This window comes from Streptomyces sp. NBC_01317 (genome assembly GCF_035961655.1).
GTDB lineage: Bacteria > Actinomycetota > Actinomycetes > Streptomycetales > Streptomycetaceae > Streptomyces.
Genome location: NZ_CP108393.1, coordinates 7,175,756 through 7,193,007 on the forward strand (window position 1 = coordinate 7,175,756; position 17,252 = coordinate 7,193,007).

18 protein-coding genes are annotated in these 17,252 nt (G+C 71.1%); 6 read left to right on the forward strand and 12 right to left on the reverse strand.

Annotated elements, in window-relative coordinates:
• Positions 1–8: 8 nt before the first annotated feature.
• Positions 9–1,712: an ABC transporter ATP-binding protein gene (locus OG349_RS31275; RefSeq protein WP_327237776.1), complete on the reverse strand. Its 1,704-nt coding sequence runs from the start codon at positions 1,710–1,712 to the stop codon at positions 9–11.
• Positions 1,713–2,065: 353 nt separating this feature from the next.
• Between OG349_RS31275 and OG349_RS31280 the strand changes: the two genes are divergently transcribed.
• Positions 2,066–2,287, forward strand: coding sequence for a hypothetical protein (locus OG349_RS31280; protein ID WP_202532365.1), 222 nt, complete (start codon positions 2,066–2,068; stop codon positions 2,285–2,287).
• Between the two features lie 43 nt (positions 2,288–2,330).
• Complete coding sequence (locus tag OG349_RS31285; RefSeq protein ID WP_327237777.1) at positions 2,331–3,554, forward strand: SPFH domain-containing protein; 1,224 nt, start codon at positions 2,331–2,333, stop codon at positions 3,552–3,554.
• 82 nt (positions 3,555–3,636) lie between these two features.
• On the opposite strand, the gene OG349_RS31290 is transcribed toward OG349_RS31285, so the two are convergent.
• The 7 genes from OG349_RS31290 to OG349_RS31320 form a co-directional block, all read right to left on the reverse strand.
• Positions 3,637–3,978 carry an ArsR/SmtB family transcription factor gene (locus OG349_RS31290; RefSeq protein WP_327237778.1) on the reverse strand — a complete coding sequence of 114 codons (342 nt, stop codon included), beginning with the start codon at positions 3,976–3,978 and terminating at the stop codon, positions 3,637–3,639.
• Complete coding sequence (locus tag OG349_RS31295) at positions 3,975–4,436, reverse strand: SRPBCC family protein (RefSeq protein ID WP_327237779.1); 462 nt, start codon at positions 4,434–4,436, stop codon at positions 3,975–3,977. Before OG349_RS31295 ends, OG349_RS31290 begins: the two co-directional genes overlap by 4 nt.
• Before the next feature lie 187 nt (positions 4,437–4,623).
• Positions 4,624–4,779, reverse strand: coding sequence for a hypothetical protein (locus tag OG349_RS31300; protein ID WP_202532366.1), 156 nt, complete (start codon positions 4,777–4,779; stop codon positions 4,624–4,626).
• A 61-nt stretch (positions 4,780–4,840) separates the two neighbouring features.
• Entirely contained in the window at positions 4,841–5,794 is a 954-nt protein-coding gene (locus tag OG349_RS31305; RefSeq protein ID WP_327237780.1) for a cytochrome c oxidase assembly protein, read from the reverse strand.
• A gap of 131 nt (positions 5,795–5,925) precedes the next feature.
• The gene (locus tag OG349_RS31310; RefSeq protein ID WP_161307468.1) at positions 5,926–6,951 is read right to left on the reverse strand and encodes a 6-phosphofructokinase; all 1,026 of its coding nucleotides are present in this window, start codon (positions 6,949–6,951) and stop codon (positions 5,926–5,928) included.
• A gap of 186 nt (positions 6,952–7,137) precedes the next feature.
• Positions 7,138–7,866, reverse strand: a complete 729-nt coding sequence (locus OG349_RS31315; protein ID WP_327237781.1) for a type 1 glutamine amidotransferase — start codon at positions 7,864–7,866, stop codon at positions 7,138–7,140.
• Positions 7,867–7,911: 45 nt separating this feature from the next.
• Positions 7,912–9,150 carry a MurT ligase domain-containing protein gene (locus OG349_RS31320; RefSeq protein WP_167034684.1) on the reverse strand — a complete coding sequence of 413 codons (1,239 nt, stop codon included), beginning with the start codon at positions 9,148–9,150 and terminating at the stop codon, positions 7,912–7,914.
• Between the two features lie 116 nt (positions 9,151–9,266).
• On the opposite strand from OG349_RS31320, the gene def reads away from it, so the two are divergent.
• Positions 9,267–9,812 (forward strand): peptide deformylase, encoded by a 546-nt coding sequence (gene def / locus OG349_RS31325; RefSeq protein WP_327237782.1) that lies wholly within the window; start codon positions 9,267–9,269, stop codon positions 9,810–9,812.
• Positions 9,813–9,875: 63 nt separating this feature from the next.
• On the opposite strand, the gene OG349_RS31330 is transcribed toward def, so the two are convergent.
• Entirely contained in the window at positions 9,876–10,520 is a 645-nt protein-coding gene (locus tag OG349_RS31330) for a TetR family transcriptional regulator (RefSeq protein ID WP_327237783.1), read from the reverse strand.
• A 168-nt stretch (positions 10,521–10,688) separates the two neighbouring features.
• Here OG349_RS31330 and OG349_RS31335 point away from each other — a divergent pair, with 168 nt between their 5' ends.
• Positions 10,689–11,918, forward strand: coding sequence for an acyl-CoA dehydrogenase family protein (locus tag OG349_RS31335; RefSeq protein WP_327237784.1), 1,230 nt, complete (start codon positions 10,689–10,691; stop codon positions 11,916–11,918).
• A 71-nt stretch (positions 11,919–11,989) separates the two neighbouring features.
• Here OG349_RS31335 and OG349_RS31340 read toward each other — a convergent pair whose 3' ends face one another.
• Positions 11,990–12,478: a glutathione peroxidase gene (locus OG349_RS31340; protein ID WP_327237785.1), complete on the reverse strand. Its 489-nt coding sequence runs from the start codon at positions 12,476–12,478 to the stop codon at positions 11,990–11,992.
• A 134-nt stretch (positions 12,479–12,612) separates the two neighbouring features.
• Between OG349_RS31340 and OG349_RS31345 the strand changes: the two genes are divergently transcribed.
• Positions 12,613–12,861 (forward strand): DUF6011 domain-containing protein, encoded by a 249-nt coding sequence (locus tag OG349_RS31345; RefSeq protein WP_327237786.1) that lies wholly within the window; start codon positions 12,613–12,615, stop codon positions 12,859–12,861.
• Between the two features lie 16 nt (positions 12,862–12,877).
• Here the strand turns inward: OG349_RS31345 and OG349_RS31350 are convergent, their stop codons facing one another.
• Positions 12,878–13,756: an acyl-CoA thioesterase gene (locus OG349_RS31350; protein ID WP_327237787.1), complete on the reverse strand. Its 879-nt coding sequence runs from the start codon at positions 13,754–13,756 to the stop codon at positions 12,878–12,880.
• Between the two features lie 43 nt (positions 13,757–13,799).
• Positions 13,800–16,325, reverse strand: a complete 2,526-nt coding sequence (locus OG349_RS31355; RefSeq protein WP_327237788.1) for a DEAD/DEAH box helicase — start codon at positions 16,323–16,325, stop codon at positions 13,800–13,802.
• Between the two features lie 120 nt (positions 16,326–16,445).
• On the opposite strand from OG349_RS31355, the gene OG349_RS31360 reads away from it, so the two are divergent.
• Complete coding sequence (locus tag OG349_RS31360) at positions 16,446–17,237, forward strand: metal-dependent hydrolase (protein WP_327237789.1); 792 nt, start codon at positions 16,446–16,448, stop codon at positions 17,235–17,237.
• The last annotated feature ends 15 nt before the right edge of the window (positions 17,238–17,252 follow it).

Here is a 17,252-nt window from a genome sequence, read left to right on the forward strand (position 1 = left end):
GTTGTCCGTCACGCGAAGACCGCCGTCCGGTAGGACTCGTGCCGCTGTACCAGGTCGGCGTGCGCGGCCGTGTCCGTCACGCGCCCCCGGTCCACCAGCACCACCCGGTCGGTGACGGCCAGCAGCGCGGGGCTCGCGGTGACCAGGATCGTCGTACGGCCGCGCCGGAACTCCCGTACCGCACCCGCCACCCGGGCCTCCGTGACCGCGTCGACCGCCGTCGTCGGATCGTGCAGGACCAGCACCGGCGCCTCGGCGGCCAGCGCCCGGGCCAGTGCCACGCGCTGGCGCTGCCCGCCGGACAGGGAGCGTCCGCGCTCGGTGACCGTCGTCTCCGCGCCGTACGGCAGGGTGTCGGCGACCTCGTCCGCGCCCGCCGCCGCCATCGCCCGCCGGAGATGTCCGGTGTCGGCGGGGTCCGGGGCGGCGGCCGACACGTTGCTCAGGAGGGTCCCTTCGAACAGATCGGCGTCGTGGCCCGCCACCAGCAACACGTCACGGACCAGCGCCGGATCGAGCGTGGCGAGGGCCGTACCGTCCAGTTCCACGGACCCCGAGTCCGGGTCGGCCACCCGTCCCAGGCAGTGCAGCAGCGCCAGGGCGTCGGCCGGGTCCGTCGTGACGACTCCGAGCAACTCACCCGGCGCGGCGGCCAGTTCGAAGCCGCGCAGCCCGCCGTACGACACCTCACGCAGCCTGACCTCTCCCCGTACAGGCAGAGCCGGCGCGCCCGGCCCCGGCACCACGGCCGGGGGAGCGGACAGCACCTCCGCGATCCGCGCGGCGGACGCGCGGCCCTGGGCCAGCTCCGCGTTCACCCAGCCGGCCACTTGCAGCGGCCCGAGCAGGAACAGCGCGAGACCCACCGCCGAGACCAGCCCGCCGAGGCTGATGTCCCCCCGCGCGGCCAGCCGGCCGCCGACCAGGGCGACCAGGCCGAGGAACACCCCGGTCAGGGCGAGCGTCATGCCGTTCTGCCACGCCTGGGCCCGGGTGGCCCGCAGTGTGGCGCCCAGCGAGGCGCGGCTCGTGGACCGGTAGCGGGCGAGGGCGGCGGACTCGGCGCCGATGCCCTTGAGTACCCGCAGCCCGGCCACCAGATCGGCGGCGACGCCCGACGCGTGCGCGGCGCGTTCCTGCTCGGCCTCGCTGCGCCGCTCCAGCGGCTTGCTCAGCAGGTGGCCCAGCCAGAGCAGCAGCGGGGTGCCCAGCAGGACGACCAGTCCCAGGGGGACGGAGATCCAGAGCAGGGCCACGGCGCTCACGGTGAGCGCGGTGAGCGCGGCGGCGGCCTCCATCACGGCGACGGTGACGGCGCCGACCCGTTTGGCGTCCTCGGTGGCGAGGTTCGTGAGCGCGCCGGGCAGCCGTCCGGCCTCCGCCCCGCCCCCCGGCTCCAGCACGCGCGCCACCAGGGCGGTCCGCAGCTCGTGCGCGGCGACCACGGCGGCCCGCTCGGAGAGGCGGGCGCCGTGCCGGAAGCTGAACGAGAGTCCGACATAGACGACGGCGAGCACACCGATCCACAGACCCAGTGCCCCTCCGTCGTCCTCGGCGACGGCCCGGTCGATCACCACGCCGACCAGGACGGGGACGAGGGCCTCGCCGCCCTGGTGCCCGGCCGCGAGCAGCGAGGCGAGGAGCACATCGCGCCGCTGTCCGGTGACCACTCGCCTCAGGACGACCCGTCCTGCTGGGACTTCAGCCCCCACCGCACTCCACCGCGCCCCTCCGGAATCCCTGCCCGCGCCCACGGACCGGGCGCAAAACTTAGGTAAGGCTAGACTAAGTTCCTTTCCGGGGGTACCCCGGGGTGGGGCCCGGGAACATCGCCGACAGTAAGCCTTTCCTGACCCTTCGCGGAGTACTGTGAAAGGTATCGAGGACCCGTCGTCATCGGCCGTTCTGCCGGTGGCGTCCTCGACGAGGAACGACGTCGGAGGCACGGTCCTCCGGAAGGCGTGGTCGCTCATGATCGCGGCTGACACACCGGCTGTGCATAAGCGCGGAGCGGCGCCCGGCGCCGGGGAGCCCCGCGCCAGGGAAACGGGTGGGGCGACGACGTATGTCCGTTGCAGATGACTCCGCGCAGAGCCCGGTCGGCGCGATCGGGCGGGTCACCGTTCCGATCCCCGCCGAGGGTCCGGGCGAAGTACTGGTCGCCGTACGGGGCGGATCCGAGGCCTACGCGGCCTGGTCGGACCGGCCGATCGGCAGGAACCTCCGCGTGATCGTCGTCGAGTCGATCTCGGCCCGCTCGGTGATCGTGGAGCCCTTTCCCTCCTGAGCAACCCCACACACGCACCACGCGGTACGACAGGAGTCCCACCATGCTGTTCTGGCATGTTCCCGCGCCCAACGAGGCGATGCTCATCTCCGGCTCCAAACGCCAGGCGCAGGACACGCAGTTCCGTATCGTCACCGGGCACGGCAGCTTCGTCATGCCCATCAAGCAGAAGGCCCGCATGCTGTCCCTCGCGTTGCGGGAGGCGGAGATAGTCGAGGACTGCGTCACGCAGCAGGGCATCCGGCTGAACGTGCGCGCGGTGACCGTCTTCAAGGTCGGCGACGACGCCGTGTCGATCGCCAACGCGGCCCGGCGTTTCCTCGCCGAGCAGGACCGGATGGAGGAGCTGGTGGGCCGGATCTTCGCCGGTCACCTCCGTTCCATCATCGGCGGACTGACCGTCGAACAGATCATCCGCGAGCGTGACCGGGTCGCCCAGGAGGTGAAGCAGGGCAGCCACAGCGAGATGGAGAAACTCGGGATCGTGGTCGACGCCTTGCAGATCCAGGAGATCGAGGACGCCACCGGCTACATCCAGAACCTCGCCGCCCCGCACGCGGCGGCCGTCGCCAGCCAGGCCCGTATCGCCCAGGCGAAGTCCGACCAGGAAGCGGCGGAACGCGAGCAGCAGGCCGCCGCGTTGAAGGCCGAGTACGAACGGGACACCGCGATCAAGCGCGCGGGCTTCCACGCCGAGACGGAGCAGGTCAACGCCCGCGCCGCGCAGGCGGGACCGCTGGCCGAGGCCAGGGCCTCCCAGGAAGTCATCGAGGAGCAGACCTCGCTGGCGACACGCCAGGCGCTCCTGGCCGCACAGCGCCTCGAAGCCGAGGTCAGGCGTCCGGCGGACGCCGAGGCCTACCGGCAGCGCACGCTGGCCGAAGCCTCCCGTGACCGGGCGAAGTTCGAGGCGGACGGTTCGGCGTACGCGGAACGTACGCTCGCGCAGGCCCAGGCCGACGCGAACAGCGCCCGCGCCGAGTCCCTCAAGAACGGCAACCAGGAACTCATCGCCGCCAACCGGACGGTGGAGAACCTGCCCGCCCTCGCCGACGCGGCGGCGCGGGGCATGGCCGGCGCCAACCTGACCGTCCTCAACGGGACCGACGGCCTCAACGAGATGGTGGCGGGCCTGGTGAGCCAGGGCCTGGCGATCCTGAACTCGCTCCAGCGCCCCGGCACGACGGGCACGACCGGCAACGGCGGCGCCCCAGCGTCCCCGAACCTGAACGGCAACGCTCCGGTCCGTACCCCCGAGACCAAGTAGGACCGGTACCCGGCCCGGAAAGCCGGCGGCCCCCGCACCAGACCCGGTCAGGTCGGGTGCGGGGGCCGCCGGCGTCTGCCGCTCAGGCCGGATCGTCGGCTTCCGCCAGCCGCTTGATCGCGGACAGCCGGCCGTCCCACTCGGCGGCGATCCGGTCCATCCACCGTGCCGTGGCGCCCAGTCCGGCCGGTCTGACCGCGTACCGCGCCTCACGCCCCGCCCGGCGGCCGGCCACCAGCCCCGCGCGGTCCAGGACCGCCAAGTGCTTGACGATCGCCTGGCGGCTGACCGGCAGCTCCGCCGCCAGGACCGTCGCGGTCGCCTCACCGCGGGCGGCGAGGGCGTCGAGGATCCGGCGACGGGTCGGGTCCGCCAGTGCGGACAGCACCTCCCCGACGGTGTCCCGGTCAGCGTCCTCCGTCATGCCGCGAGCTGCTCCGCGTACTTCTTCAGGTTCACGACCATGTCCGTCCAGCCCTCGGTGTGGCTCTTCTTGGAGGCCGTGTCGATCCGGTCCTCGGGGATGACGATATCCGCGAAGCCGGTCTCCACCACACGCAGCCGGGTGCCCTCGCCCTCGGCCGCGAGCGTGAACTCGACCAGGGTGGAGTTGCCCTCCGTCGCCTGCTCGCCGGGGTAGGCGCTCGCCCAGCGGTACGAGAAGCGGTGCGGCGGGTCGACCGTCACGATCGTCGTCGGGAACTGGCCGTACGCGCCGTGGTCCAGGTACATGGTGCCCCCGGGGCGCAGGTCGACGGGGGTGGGCTGCCCCTGTCCGAACCAACTCCCCACGTGCGCGGGCTCGGTGAGTACGGCCCAGACGCGCTCCGGCGGCGCCTCGATGGTGATCTCCCGTTCGATGCGGTCATCGGATTCCGACATGGCAGTACCTCCGGTGGTTCGTTTGACTCGTTCGACTCGATCGGATGTGCAACTCAATGGTTGCACCACGCCCACTGAAGTGCAACCCGAAGGTTGCTCGACAAGGCTCACCGCCGGGGCGCGTACGACAAAGGCACCGCTACGTGTGTAGCGGTGCCTTTGTCGTACGCGCACTTCGTCACGAGTTTCAGGAACGCGAGGCGGCCATTCCGATCGTGAGCAGTCCCAGTACCACCCACCCGAACCAGAGCCATCCGTTGCTGCCCAGCGCCGCCGTGTAGGCGGTCACCAGGACCAGCGCACCGACGGTGATGCCACCCATCGTTTTTGTGGAACCGGACATGTACGTCCTCCTCCCGGCCGGGGCCGTGAGGGCTATCGTCGCCCCGGACGGGTGGTTCGCGCTACTGTCCCCGTGTCCGGAGCGAGGCGAGATAGGCGTTGTACGCCACCAGCTCCTTGTCCCCGTCCCGGTCGGCGGCCCGGTCGGAGCGGGTCGCGACCCGTTGCTCCGAGCGGTACCACTGGAAGACCAGGGCGACCAGCACCAGCACGGACGGGATCTCACTGAACGCCCAGGCGATACCGCCCGCCGCCGTCTGGTCGCTCAGGGCGTCGATGCCGAGCGAGGCCGGAGGCGTACGGTACGCGCCGATCATCGGCTCGCTCGCCATCATCAGCGCGATCCCGAAGAACGCGTGGAACGGCATCCCGGCGAACAGCTCCAGCATCCGCATCACATAGCCCGGCCGGTGCGGCCCCGGGTCGATGCCCATGATCGGCCAGAAGAAGACCAGGCCCACGGTGAGGAAGTGCACCATCATCGCGAGGTGCCCGGTCTTGGACCCCATCAGGAAGTCGAAGAGCGGGGTGAAGTACAGCCCGTAGAGGCTCGCGATGAAGAGCGGGATGGTGAAGGCCGGGTGCGTGATGACCCGTACAAAACCGCTGTGCAGGACCGCGAGCAGCAGCTCACGCGGCCCCTTGTGACCCCGGCGCCGCGCCACCGGCAGGGCCCGCAGGGCCAGTGTCACCGGCGCGCCCAGCAGGATCAGGATGGGGGACACCATGCTGATCACCATGTGCTGGACCATGTGCACGCTGAACATGACCATGCCGTAGTCGTTCAGCTTCGTGCACATCACCAGCGCCACGGTCAGCACGCCGAGCGTGAACCCGACGGCACGGCCCGCGGGCCAGCCGTCGCCGCGCCGGCGCAGCCGCACCACGCCCCAGCCGTACAGCACGAGCGCGAGCAGGCAGCCCGTCAGGAAGAAGTAGTCGGGGGAGTACTCCAGCGCCCGTCCCAGCGTGAACGGCGGCAGATCCATGGTCATGCCGTGCCCGCTGTGATCCATCCGTGCGCTCCCGAGTGACGAGTGGTGCCGCGGCGATTCGTGCCGGTTGTCCGCACCAGACTAGAACCGCCCCCGGCCGCGATCGCGACCGGGGGCGGTGTCTTCAGGCATACGGGAACGTGTACGGGAACTCAGAGCACGCACTCCGCCTCGGCGTACCGCTCGGCGGGCACCGTCTTGAGCGTCGCCACGGCCTCGGACAGCGGCACCATCACGATGTCCGTGCCGCGCAGCGCCGTCAGCATGCCGAACTCGCCCCGGTGGGTCGCCTCGACCGCGTGCCAGCCGAACCGGGTCGCGAGGACCCTGTCGTACGCGGTCGGCGTGCCGCCGCGCTGGACGTGGCCCAGTATCACCGGACGGGCCTCCTTGCCGAGCCGCTGCTCCAGCTCCACGGACAGCTGCCCGGCCACCCCGGCGAAGCGCTCGTGCCCGTACACGTCCGTGCCGCCCTCGTCGAACTTCATCGAGCCCTCACGCGGCTTGGCGCCCTCGGCGACCACCACGATCGCGAACCGCTTGCCCGCCGAGAACCGCTTGCCGACCAGCGCCGCCAGCTCACCGATGTCGAAGGGACGCTCGGGGACGACGATGGCGTGGGCCCCGGCGGCCATGCCGGAGTGCAGCGCGATCCAGCCGGTGTGGCGGCCCATGACCTCGACGATCAGGACCCGCTGGTGGGACTCGGCGGTGGTCTTGAGCCGGTCGAGCGCGTCGGTGGCGACCCCCACGGCCGTGTCGAAACCGAAGGTCACGTCCGTCGAGGGGATGTCGTTGTCGATGGTCTTCGGCACCCCGACGATCGGCAGCCCGGCCTCGGACAGCAGATGGGCCGCCTTGAGCGTGCCCTCGCCGCCGATCGGGATGATCGCGTCCAGACCGAGGTCGGCGACATGGCCCCTGGCCCGCTCCACCCCGTCGCGCAGGTGCGCCGGCTGGACCCGCGAGGAGCCGAGGATCGTACCGCCCCGCGCCAGGATCCCGGCCACCGCGTCCAGGTCGAGCTTGCGGTAGTCGCACTCCAGGAGACCCCGCCAGCCGTCGTGGAAGCCGATCACCTCGTCGCCGTGGTCGACGACGGCGCGGTGTACGACGGACCGGATGACGGCGTTGAGGCCGGGGCAGTCCCCGCCTGAGGTGAGCACACCAATTCGCATGGCCCGGAATACCTTTGCAACGTGGGCTGGAGGCCGCACCACTCTGTCCGGCCCGATCGTCGCCAGCCTACCGGCGCGGGATGTCAGGACCGAACCTGCCGTCCGACTGCTGGACAGCCGCCCGGGGCTCCGCGACGGACCCGCGAGGGGTACGTACGGGCCGCCGGGCGGGCCGTGAGCGGGGCCTCAGGCGGGCTGGACGGCCGCGTTGATGCGCTCCGCGCGCAGCGCGTCGTACCAGCGGTCGTCGGTCGGCGGCAGCGCGTTGACGTCCAGCGCCAGCTTCAGCAGCAGGTCCGCGATGTGCGGATTGCGTGCCATGACCGGGCCGTGCATGTACGTACCGAAGACGGTGTCGTTGTACGCGCCCTCCGTACCGTCCCCCGTGCCGTTGCCCTTGCCCAGCCTGACCTGCGCGAACGGCCGGGCCGTCGGGCCGAGGTGGGTGACGCCCTGGTGGTTCTCGAATCCGGTCAGCTGCGGCAGGCCGAGCCGCGGGTCGATGTCGCCGAGGACGTCACCGACACACCGCTCGCCCTCACCGCGGGTGGAGACCACGTCGAGCAGCCCGAGGCCGGCCTCGCGCTCGCCCAGGTCGTTGATGAACTCGTGGCCGAGGATCTGGTAGCCGGCGCAGACCGAGAACACGATCGCGCCGTTCGACACGGCACGGCTGAGCCCGCCGTCCCGGCGCAGCCGCTCGGCGGCCAGCCGCTGCGGCCGGTCCTCACCGCCGCCGATCAGATAGATGTCGCCGGAGGTCGGGATCGGCTGGTCACTGCGGACGTCCACGCGCGTGACACCCAGGCGGCGCTGTCTGGCACGGCGCTCCACGACCAGCGCGTTGCCCTGGTCGCCGTACGTGCTCAGCAGGTCTGGATAGATCCACACCAGCCGCAGGCTGCTCTCGCTCATGTTCGCTCGCCTTTCCGAAGCTCTCTGGGTCCGGGGGTCCATCGGTCAGTTACCGACCCTTCGGCGCAGGTCCTGGAACGCGGTGTAGTTGGCGATCGCCTCGATGCGGCCCGGCGGTGCCAGCTGGACGGCCTCGTCCAGCGTCTCGCACACCCGGAAGTCGAGATTGGCCACTTCGAGACGGACGGCCAGGTCGAGCTTGCGGTCCCCGAGGACGAAGATCGGATGCCCGGCGAGCCGGGTGTAGTCCACGTCCCACAGCCAGGAGGTGTCGGTGCCGTCGGCGCCCCGGGCGTTGACGGCCAGCACGACGGGCGTCGGCGGCGGGTCGATCAGGGAGAACGTCTCCAGCCAGCCCGCCGGGTTCTTCGCCAGCAGCAACCGGATGTCGCGGTTGTGGAAGGACACCACGTCGTACCGTCCCGCGACGGCCTGCACCTGGTACATCCGCTCCAGCGCCACCTGCGGCGGCACCCCGAAGGTCGCCACGACGGCGGCGGAGGTGGCCGCGTTCGACTTGTTCGCGCGGCCCGGCAGCTGGAGGTGGATCGGCCACGCCGACCCGTGCGGGTCCAGGACGTGGTCGCCGTGCAGGGCCCAGCTCGGCGACGGCCTGCGGAAACCGCACTCGCCGCAGAACCAGTCGTCCCCGGGGCGCTGCATCACACCACCGCAGGACGGGCACGACCAGGCGTCGTCCTTCCACTCCTGGCCCGCCGCCACCCACACCACGTTGGGGGAGGAGGAGGCGGCCCAGACGATCAGCGGGTCGTCCGCGTTGGCGATGACGACGGCCTTCGTACCGGCCAGGCCCTCACGCCACTTCTCGGCGAGCATCCGCGTCTCGGCGGCGCGGTCGAGCTGGTCGCGCGAGAGGTTCAGCAGTGCGATCGCCTTCGGCGTGGTGTCCCGCGCCACACCGGCGAGGTACTTCTCGTCCACCTCGATCACGCCGTACTTCGCGTCGGAACCGCCCGCCAGGGCGGAGGTGATCCCCGCCGGCATGTTGGCGCCGAGCGCGTTCGACACGACGGGTCCCGCGGCGCCCAGCGCCTCGGCGATCAGCCGTGTGGTGGTGGTCTTGCCATTGGTCGCCGACACGAGGATGACGTCCAGGTGCTGCGCCAGCCGCCCCAGCAGATCGGGGTCGAGCTTCAGCGCCACCTTCCCGCCGATCACCGATCCGCTGCCGCGGCCAGCCGCGCGCGACACCGCCGCCGCGGCCTTGCCCGCCGTCACGGCCAACTTGGCCCGCGGCGACAGCGGCTCCGTGTTGCCTGCCATCGTCCTTGATCCTCCTTGCGTCGGTCCGTGGGTCAGCCTATCGAGATCCGGCCAGGGCCCCGAACCGCGGCACCGGGCAGAAGGCGGAGGTCACGCTGGACCGTACCCTGAGCGTCATGCGAAACCGTCCGATCCCCGGCAGTTCCGGGCGAGTACGAGCCATGAGATTGCTGGGCGATCCGGTGCTGCACGCCCCCTGCGCACCCGTCACCGACTTCGGTCCCGCGCTCGCGGCGCTGGTCGAGGACCTTTTCGCGACGATGTACGAGGCCCGGGGTGTCGGCCTGGCGGCCAGTCAGATCGGGGTGGACCGGCGGGTGTTCGTGTACGACTGCCCGGACGACGAGGACGTCCGTCATCTCGGGCACCTCGTCAATCCCCGGCTGACGGAGGTGGACGGCATCGTCCTCCGCGGGCCCGAGGGCTGTCTCTCGCTGCCGGGCGTAGAGGCCGGAACCGAGCGGTACGACCGGGCCGTCGTGGAGGGATTCACCCTGGACGGCGCGCCGGTACGGGTCGAGGGCACCGGCTTCTTCGCCCGCTGCCTCCAGCACGAGTGCGACCACCTGGAGGGGACGGTGTACACCGACCGGCTCACGGGGTGGCGCAGGTCGAGGGCGCTGCGGGCGGGGCGCCGGGTGCCGGGCGTCCGTACGGTCTGATCTCCGGTACGCGGAACCCGTACGGCACCGGTCCGTACCGCCCTCGTCCTGGTCGGGGGCACCTCAGAACGCCGGTCCGCCCGTGCGGTCGCCCGCGACCGCCAGCCGGCCCCACAGCAGGTCCGCCAGGCTGTGCACCAACTGCTCGCGCGGGCACGGCCGTTCGCCGAGCCACCAGTCGCCCGCGCCGTGCATCATGCCGACGATGCCGTGGCCCCAGACCCGCGCCAGCTGCTCGCTGCTGGGACCGAGGTCGACGCGCTCCTCGATGACCTTGGCCAATTCCTCACCCAGGCGCCGCAGCAGCGGGACCGAATGCCGGCCCACGTCGAAGCCCTGCTCGGACGGCTGGCTGTCCTCGGCCGGATGCATCAGGAAGCGGTAGACCTGTGGCCTCGCCTCGATCGCCGCGAGGTACGTGTCGAGCGTCGCCTCCACCCGCTGGCGGCGCTCCGCGGGCGCGTCGAGCGCGGCCCGCAGGGCGTCCAGCAGCGCGTCCGTGTGGCGCTTGGCCAGTGCCCGGTACAGCCCGCCCTTGTCGCCGAAGTGCCGGTACAGGATCGGCTTGGTGATGCCCGCCTCGGCGGCGATGGCGTTCATGGAGGCCTGCGGGCCGTCCCGGAGCACCACCCGGTCCGCGGCTTCCAGCAGTTGCCGCCGGCGTTGCCGCGCCGATCGCTGCTGCTCGGCCTGCTGTGTGGTCTCCATCGTGTCTCTCCCCGCCCTGCGATATATCCGTGACGCCCGGGCAACGTAACACCCCGCCCCCAGGCAATGCCGCCCGCTCCTTGGCCGGTTGACATCGGCTACTTGCGGGTAACAGACTGCGGTTACCGCCAGTAACAAACGCAGGCGACACAGTACCGGAGGGGCACGATGGCCGAGTTCACGCTCGAACTCAACGACGACCAGAAGCAGGTACGTGACTGGCTCCACGGCTTCGCCGCGGACGTCATCCGCCCGGCCGCCGCCGAGTGGGACGAGCGTGAGGAAACTCCCTGGCCGATCATCCAGGAAGCCGCCAAGATCGGAATTTATTCCCTCGACTTCTACGCCCAGCAGTACTTCGACCCCACGGGCCTCGGGATCCCCCTCACGATGGAGGAGCTGTTCTGGGGCGACGCGGGCATCGCCCTGTCCATCGTCGGAACGGGCCTGGCGGCCGTAGGAGTCCTCGCCAACGGTACGGAGGAGCAGATCGGCACGTGGGTGCCGCAGATGTACGGCGACGCCGACGACGTGAAACTGGCGGCCTTCTGCTCCTCGGAACCCGACGCCGGCTCCGACGTGGCCGCCATGCGGACCCGCGCCGTCTACGACGAGGCCAAGGACGAATGGGTCCTCAACGGCACCAAGACCTGGGCGACCAACGGGGGCATCGCCCACGTCCACGTCGTGGTCGCCGTCGTCGACCCGGCCCTCGGCACCAAGGGCCACGCCTCCTTCGTCGTACCGCCCGGTACGCCAGGACTCTCCCAGGGCCAGAAGTTCAAGAAGCACGGCATCCGGGCCTCCCACACCGCCGAGGTGGTTCTGGAGGACGCCAGGATCCCCGGCCACTGCCTGCTCGGGGGCAAGGAGAAACTGGACGAGCGGCTCGCCCGCGCCCGCGAGCGCGCGGCGGCGCCCGGCGCCGAGCGGGTGCGGAACGCGGCCATGGCCACCTTCGAGGCCTCCCGCCCGGCGGTCGGCGCGATGGCGGTCGGCACCGCCAGGGCCGCGTACGAGGTCGCGCTCGACTACGCCAGGACCCGCACCCAGTTCGGCCGGCCGATCATCGACAACCAGGGCATCGCCTTCCAGCTGGCCGACATGCGCACCCGCATCGACGCCGCGCGCCTGCTGGTGTGGCGGGCGTCCTGGATGGCGGCGGCGGGGCGGCCCTTCGAGGCGGCCGAGGGCTCGATGTCGAAGCTGTACGCCAGCGAGACCGCCAAGGAGGTCACGGCGCAGGCCGTCCAGATACTCGGCGGCAACGGCTACACGCGGGAGTACCCGGTGGAGCGCATGCACCGCGACAGCGCGATCTACACGATCTTCGAGGGGACCAGCGAGATCCAGCGCCTGGTCATCGCCCGCACGCTGTCGGGCATGCCGATCCGCTAGGGCGTGTGCGCTCCCGTACGGCCGTCCCCGCCGGAACCTCCCGGCGGGGACGGCCGTACGGCGGTCGGCGGTCAGGCGGTCAGCTGGGCCTCGACGGCCGCGACCAGCTCCGGTGCCCCGGGCTCCGTGGTCGGCCGGAAGCGGGCCACGACCTCGCCCTTCGGGGAGAGCAGGAACTTCTCGAAGTTCCAGCTCACGTCGCCCGCGCCGCCCTCGGCGTCGGCCGTCTTCGTCAGCTCCACGTACAGGGGGTGACGAGCGTCACCGTTCACCTCGGTCTTCTCCAGCAGCGGGAAGCTGACCCCGTACGTCGCCGAGCAGAACGTCTGGATGTCCTCGGCGCTGCCCGGCTCCTGCCCGGCGAACTGGTTGCAGGGCACCCCGAGCACGGTGAACCCCCGGTCGCCGTACTCCTTCTGGAGCCGCTCCAGGCCGGCGTACTGCGGGGTGAGACCGCACTTGGACGCCACGTTCACCACCAGGACGGCCTTGCCCTCGTACGCCGCGAGCGAGGTCGGCTCACCGGCGAGGGTGCGCAGCGGAATTTCGTACAGAGTCATCCTGGGTCTCCTTGGTGCAGGCGGTGGTCCTCCCCCCATTGTGGACCTGCCGACGAGGCGGCGGTCAGGGGGCTCGGTGCTCGCGGACCGGGCCGGCCGTACCGGCGCGGCGGCCGGGGTGGTAGACGTGGGACATGCCCGATTCCCCGCTGCCGGACCTGTTCCCGCCGGACGGACCCGCGGCCGGTCCGCCCCTGCCGGGTGCCGTGCCGGAGCCCGCCGGCCGCCTGGTCCGCTGCCGTATGTGCGGCCGCCCGCTGAGGGGTACGGCGTCCCGGCGCAGCGGTCTGGGGCCCGACTGCGACGCCAAGCTGCACCCGCCCGCGCCGGACGTCAGGACCCGGCGGCGCGAGGCCGACCAGGACCCGATCCCCGGCTTCTGACCCGGCGGCCCCTTGCCTATCCCTCGACGGCGTGGCGCCGGAAGAGACCTTCCTGCACCACCGACACCAGCAGCGTGCCCGCCCGGTCGTAGATCCGGCCGCGCGCCAGGCCCCGGCCCCCCGTCGCGATCGGCGACTCCTGGTCGTACAGGAACCACTCGTCGGCGCGGAACGGGTGGTGGAACCACATGGCGTGGTCCAGAGATGCCATGTCGAACCCGCGCGGGCCCCACAGGGGCTCGACCGGGATGCGTACGGCGTCCAGCAAGGTCATGTCACTCGCGTACGTCAGCGCGCAGGTGTGCACCAGCGGGTCGTCGCCCAGCGGCCCCACCGCGCGCATCCACACCGCGCTGCGCGGATCCGCGTCCTTGATCTCCTCCTGGGTCCAGCGCAGCCGGTCCACGTACCGGATGTCGAACGGCTGGCGCCTGGCCATCCGCTCCAACGACTGCGGCAGCGCGCCCAGATGCTCCCGTACCTCCTCCGCGACCGTCGGCAGCGACTCGGGGTCGGGGAAGTCCAGGCGCGGCGGCAGCTGGTGCTCGATCCCGCCCTCCTCGGGGCGGTGGAAGGAAGCCGTCAGATTGAAGATCGTCCGGCCCTCCTGCACGGCTGTCACCCGGCGGGTGGTGAACGACCGGCCGTCCCTGACCCGCTCCACCTGGTAGACGATCGGCACGCCGGGACGGCCCGGGCGCAGGAAGTACGCGTGCAGCGAGTGGACCGGCCGGTCGCCGTCGGTGGTACGGCCGGCCGCGACCAGCGCCTGGCCCGCGACCTGGCCGCCGAAGACCCGTTGCAGGGACTCCTGGGGGCTGCGGCCGCGGAAGATGTCGACCTCGATCCGCTCCAGATCGAGGAGGTCGACGAGCCGCTCGGCGGGGTTGGTCATGGTGTGGTGTGCTCCTTGTCGCCCTTGTTCTCCCGATCGGGTCTCAGCGCACCGCGGAGAGCTGGCCCACCGACGTGACGCGCAGGACGGCCCGGCCCTCCTCGTCGGACGCCGCGAGGTCCACCTCCGCGCCGATGCCCCAGTCATGATCGCCGTTCGGGTCGGCGAACGTCTGCCTGACCCGCCACAGGCCGTGCTCGGCGTCCTCCTCGATGGCCAGCAGCTTGGGCCCGCGGGCGTCGGGACCCGTGCCCAGGTCCTCGTACTCGTCCCAGTACGCGTCCATCGCCTCGCCCCACCGGTCCGCGTCCCAGCCCGACTCGCCGTCCAGCTCGCCCAGATCGTTGACGCGGTCCAGCGCGGCCAGCTCCACGCGGCGGAACATCGCGTTGCGCACCAGGACCCGGAAGGCCCGCGCGTTGGCCGTGACCGGCCGTACCTGGTCCGCCTTCTCCTGCGCCTGCTCGGCCGTCTCCACCTCGGGGTTGGCCAGCTGCTCCCACTCGTCCAGCAGGCTGGAGTCCACCTGACGGACCATCTCACCGAGCCAGGCCGTCAGATCCTCCAGATCCTCCGACTTGAGATCGTCCGGAATGGTGTGTTCCAGCGCCTTGTACGCGCCCGCGAGATAGCGCAGGACGATGCCCTCGGTCCTGGCCAGCTCGTAGTGGGACGTGAACTCCGTGAACGACAGCGCCCGTTCGTACATGTCCCGGATCACGGACTTGGGCGAGACGGGGTGGTCGCCGACCCACGGATGGCTGGTGCGGTACACGTTGTACGCGTGGACGAGCAGCTCCTCCAACGGCTTCGGGTACGTGATCTCCTGGAGCCGCTCCATCCGCTCCTCGTACTCGATCCCGTCGGCCTTCATCGCGCCGACCGCCTCGCCGCGCGCCTTGTTCTGCTGGGCCGCGAGGATCTGCCGCGGATCGTCCAGCGTGGACTCGACGACCGACACCATGTCCAGTGCGTACGACGGCGATTCGGGGTCCAGCAGCTCGAACGAGGCCAGCGCGAAGGTGGACAGCGGCTGGTTGAGCGCGAAGTCCTGCTGGAGGTCGACGGTGAGCCGGACGATCCGGCCCTCCGCGTCCGGGGTCTCCAGGCGCTCCACCACCCCGCCGTCCAGCAGCGAGCGGTAGATGGCGAGGGCCCGGCGGATGTGCCGGAGCTGCTGCCTGCGCGGCTCGTGGTTGTCCTCCAGCAGGTGGCGCATCGCCTCGAAGGCGTTGCCCGGCCGGGCGATGACCGACAGCAGCATGGTGTGCGTGACCCGGAAACGCGAGGTCAGCGGCTCGGGATCGGAGCCGATCAGCTTGTCGAAGGTCGTCTCCGACCAGGCGACAAAGCCCTCGGGCGCCTTCTTCCTGACCACCTTGCGGCGCTTCTTCGGGTCGTCGCCCGCCTTGGCGAGCGCCTTCTCGTTCTCCACGACGTGCTCGGGCGCCTGCGCGACGACCAGCCCGGCCGTGTCGAAGCCGGCCCGCCCCGCCCGCCCGGCGATCTGATGGAACTCCCGGGCGCGCAACGTCCGTACCCGCGTGCCGTCGTACTTCGTCAGGGCGGTGAACAACACCGTACGGATGGGCACGTTGACGCCCACGCCGAGCGTGTCCGTACCGCAGATGACCTTCAACAGCCCTGCCTGCGCGAGCTTTTCGACCAGGCGCCGGTACTTGGGCAGCATGCCCGCGTGGTGCACCCCGATCCCGTGCCGTACGTACCGCGAGAGGTTCTGGCCGAACTTGGTGGTGAAGCGGAAACTGCCGATCAGGTCGGCGATCCGGTCCTTCTCCTCGCGGCTGCACATGTTGATGCTCATCAGCGACTGCGCCCGCTCCACGGCGGCGGCCTGCGTGAAGTGCACGATGTAGACCGGCGCCTGCTTGGTCTCCAGCAGCTCGGTCAGGGTCTCGGTGATGGGCGTGAGTTTGTACTCGTAGTACAGCGGCACCGGCCGGGTCGCCGACCGGACGACCGTGGTCGGCCGGCCCGTACGGCGGGTCAAATCCTCCTCGAACCGCGACATGTCGCCGAGGGTCGCGGACATCAGGATGAACTGCGCCTGCGGCAGCTCCAGGATCGGGATCTGCCAGGCCCAGCCGCGGTCCGGCTCCGCGTAGAAGTGGAACTCGTCCATCACGACCTGGCCGACATCCGCCTGCTTGCCGTCCCGCAGCGCGATGGAGGCGAGCACCTCCGCCGTGCAGCAGATGACCGGGGCGTCGGCGTTGACGGACGCGTCGCCGGTCAGCATCCCGACGTTCTCGGTGCCGAAGAGCTTGCACAGGTCGAAGAACTTCTCCGAGACCAGCGCCTTGATCGGCGCGGTGTAGAACGTGACCTTGTCCTGCGCCAGCGCGGCGAAGTGCGCACCCGCCGCGATCAGGCTCTTCCCGGAGCCCGTGGGGGTCGAAACGATCACGTTGGCCCCGGAGACCACCTCGATCAGCGCCTCTTCCTGAGCCGGGTAGAGCGTGATGCCCTCGCCCTCGGCCCAGGTGGTGAAGGCCTCGAAAAGGGCGTCGGGGTCGGCGGTCGGCGGCAGCTGATCAATGAGGGTCACCACCCCATCTTGCCTGCCTCACGCCCTCCGGCGGGAACCGGCCGCTCGGCCGAAGATCATGAGCGGTACTCTGCCCTGTCAACTGAGCTTCACCACAACTGAAATGGGGCGGGTACGCGCATGATGGGACCGGCACACTCACTGTCAGGGGCTGCGGCCTGGCTGGGGGTGGGCGCCGCGGCGGCCGCCGCCGGCCACAGCATGCCGTGGCCTGTTCTGGTGGTCGGCGCGCTGATCACCGCGGGGGCCGCGCTGGCCCCCGACCTGGATCACAAGGCCGCGACGATATCGAGGGCGTTCGGCCCGGTCTCGAAGCGGCTCTGCGAGATCGTCGACAAGCTGTCGTACGCCGTCTACAAGTCGACGAAGAAGCCCGGCGATCCCCGCAGGAGCGGGGGGCACCGCACCCTCACGCACACCTGGCTGTGGGCCGTCGCGATCGGCGCGGGCGCGTCGGGGCTGGCGCTCGTGGGCGGGCGCTGGGCGGTGCTCTTCATCCTCTTCGTGCACCTGGTCCTGGCGGTGGAGGGGCTGCTGTGGCGGGCCGCGAGGATGTCGAGCGACATCTTGGTGTGGCTCCTGGGGGCGACGTCCGCGTGGAATCTCGCGGGCATTCTGGACCAGCCCGGCAACGGCTCGGACTGGCTGTTCAGCGCGCCCGGCCAGGAGTACCTGTGGCTGGGCCTGCCGATCGTGCTCGGCGCGCTGGTCCACGACATCGGGGACGCGCTGACGGTCTCGGGCTGCCCGATCCTGTGGCCGATCCCGCTGGGTCGTAAGCGGTGGTACGCGCTGGGCCCCCCGAAGCCGATGCGGTTCCGTGCCGGTAGCTGGGTGGAGCTGAAGGTTCTGACGCCGGTGTTCATGATCTTGGGGGCGGTGGGGGCCGCGGGGGCTCTTGGGGTCTTCTAGACGTTGCGCCCGTTG

What these genes read in the sequence shown, in the direction of transcription:
- OG349_RS31280 (WP_202532365.1), top strand. Translation starts at nt 2,066, where the DNA reads ATGTCCGTTGCAGATGACTCCGCGCAGAGCCCGGTCGGCGCGATCGGG.
- OG349_RS31285 (WP_327237777.1), top strand. Translation starts at nt 2,331, where the DNA reads ATGCTGTTCTGGCATGTTCCCGCGCCCAACGAGGCGATGCTCATCTCC.
- OG349_RS31290 (WP_327237778.1), bottom strand. Translation starts at nt 3,978, where the DNA reads ATGACGGAGGACGCTGACCGGGACACCGTCGGGGAGGTGCTGTCCGCA.
- OG349_RS31295 (WP_327237779.1), bottom strand. Translation starts at nt 4,436, where the DNA reads ATGTCGGAATCCGATGACCGCATCGAACGGGAGATCACCATCGAGGCG.
- OG349_RS31300 (WP_202532366.1), bottom strand. Translation starts at nt 4,779, where the DNA reads ATGTCCGGTTCCACAAAAACGATGGGTGGCATCACCGTCGGTGCGCTG.
- OG349_RS31305 (WP_327237780.1), bottom strand. Translation starts at nt 5,794, where the DNA reads ATGGATCACAGCGGGCACGGCATGACCATGGATCTGCCGCCGTTCACG.
- OG349_RS31310 (WP_161307468.1), bottom strand. Translation starts at nt 6,951, where the DNA reads ATGCGAATTGGTGTGCTCACCTCAGGCGGGGACTGCCCCGGCCTCAAC.
- OG349_RS31315 (WP_327237781.1), bottom strand. Translation starts at nt 7,866, where the DNA reads ATGAGCGAGAGCAGCCTGCGGCTGGTGTGGATCTATCCAGACCTGCTG.
- OG349_RS31320 (WP_167034684.1), bottom strand. Translation starts at nt 9,150, where the DNA reads ATGGCAGGCAACACGGAGCCGCTGTCGCCGCGGGCCAAGTTGGCCGTG.
- def (WP_327237782.1), top strand. Translation starts at nt 9,267, where the DNA reads ATGCGAAACCGTCCGATCCCCGGCAGTTCCGGGCGAGTACGAGCCATG.
- OG349_RS31330 (WP_327237783.1), bottom strand. Translation starts at nt 10,520, where the DNA reads ATGGAGACCACACAGCAGGCCGAGCAGCAGCGATCGGCGCGGCAACGC.
- OG349_RS31335 (WP_327237784.1), top strand. Translation starts at nt 10,689, where the DNA reads ATGGCCGAGTTCACGCTCGAACTCAACGACGACCAGAAGCAGGTACGT.
- OG349_RS31340 (WP_327237785.1), bottom strand. Translation starts at nt 12,478, where the DNA reads ATGACTCTGTACGAAATTCCGCTGCGCACCCTCGCCGGTGAGCCGACC.
- OG349_RS31345 (WP_327237786.1), top strand. Translation starts at nt 12,613, where the DNA reads ATGCCCGATTCCCCGCTGCCGGACCTGTTCCCGCCGGACGGACCCGCG.
- OG349_RS31350 (WP_327237787.1), bottom strand. Translation starts at nt 13,756, where the DNA reads ATGACCAACCCCGCCGAGCGGCTCGTCGACCTCCTCGATCTGGAGCGG.
- OG349_RS31360 (WP_327237789.1), top strand. Translation starts at nt 16,446, where the DNA reads ATGATGGGACCGGCACACTCACTGTCAGGGGCTGCGGCCTGGCTGGGG.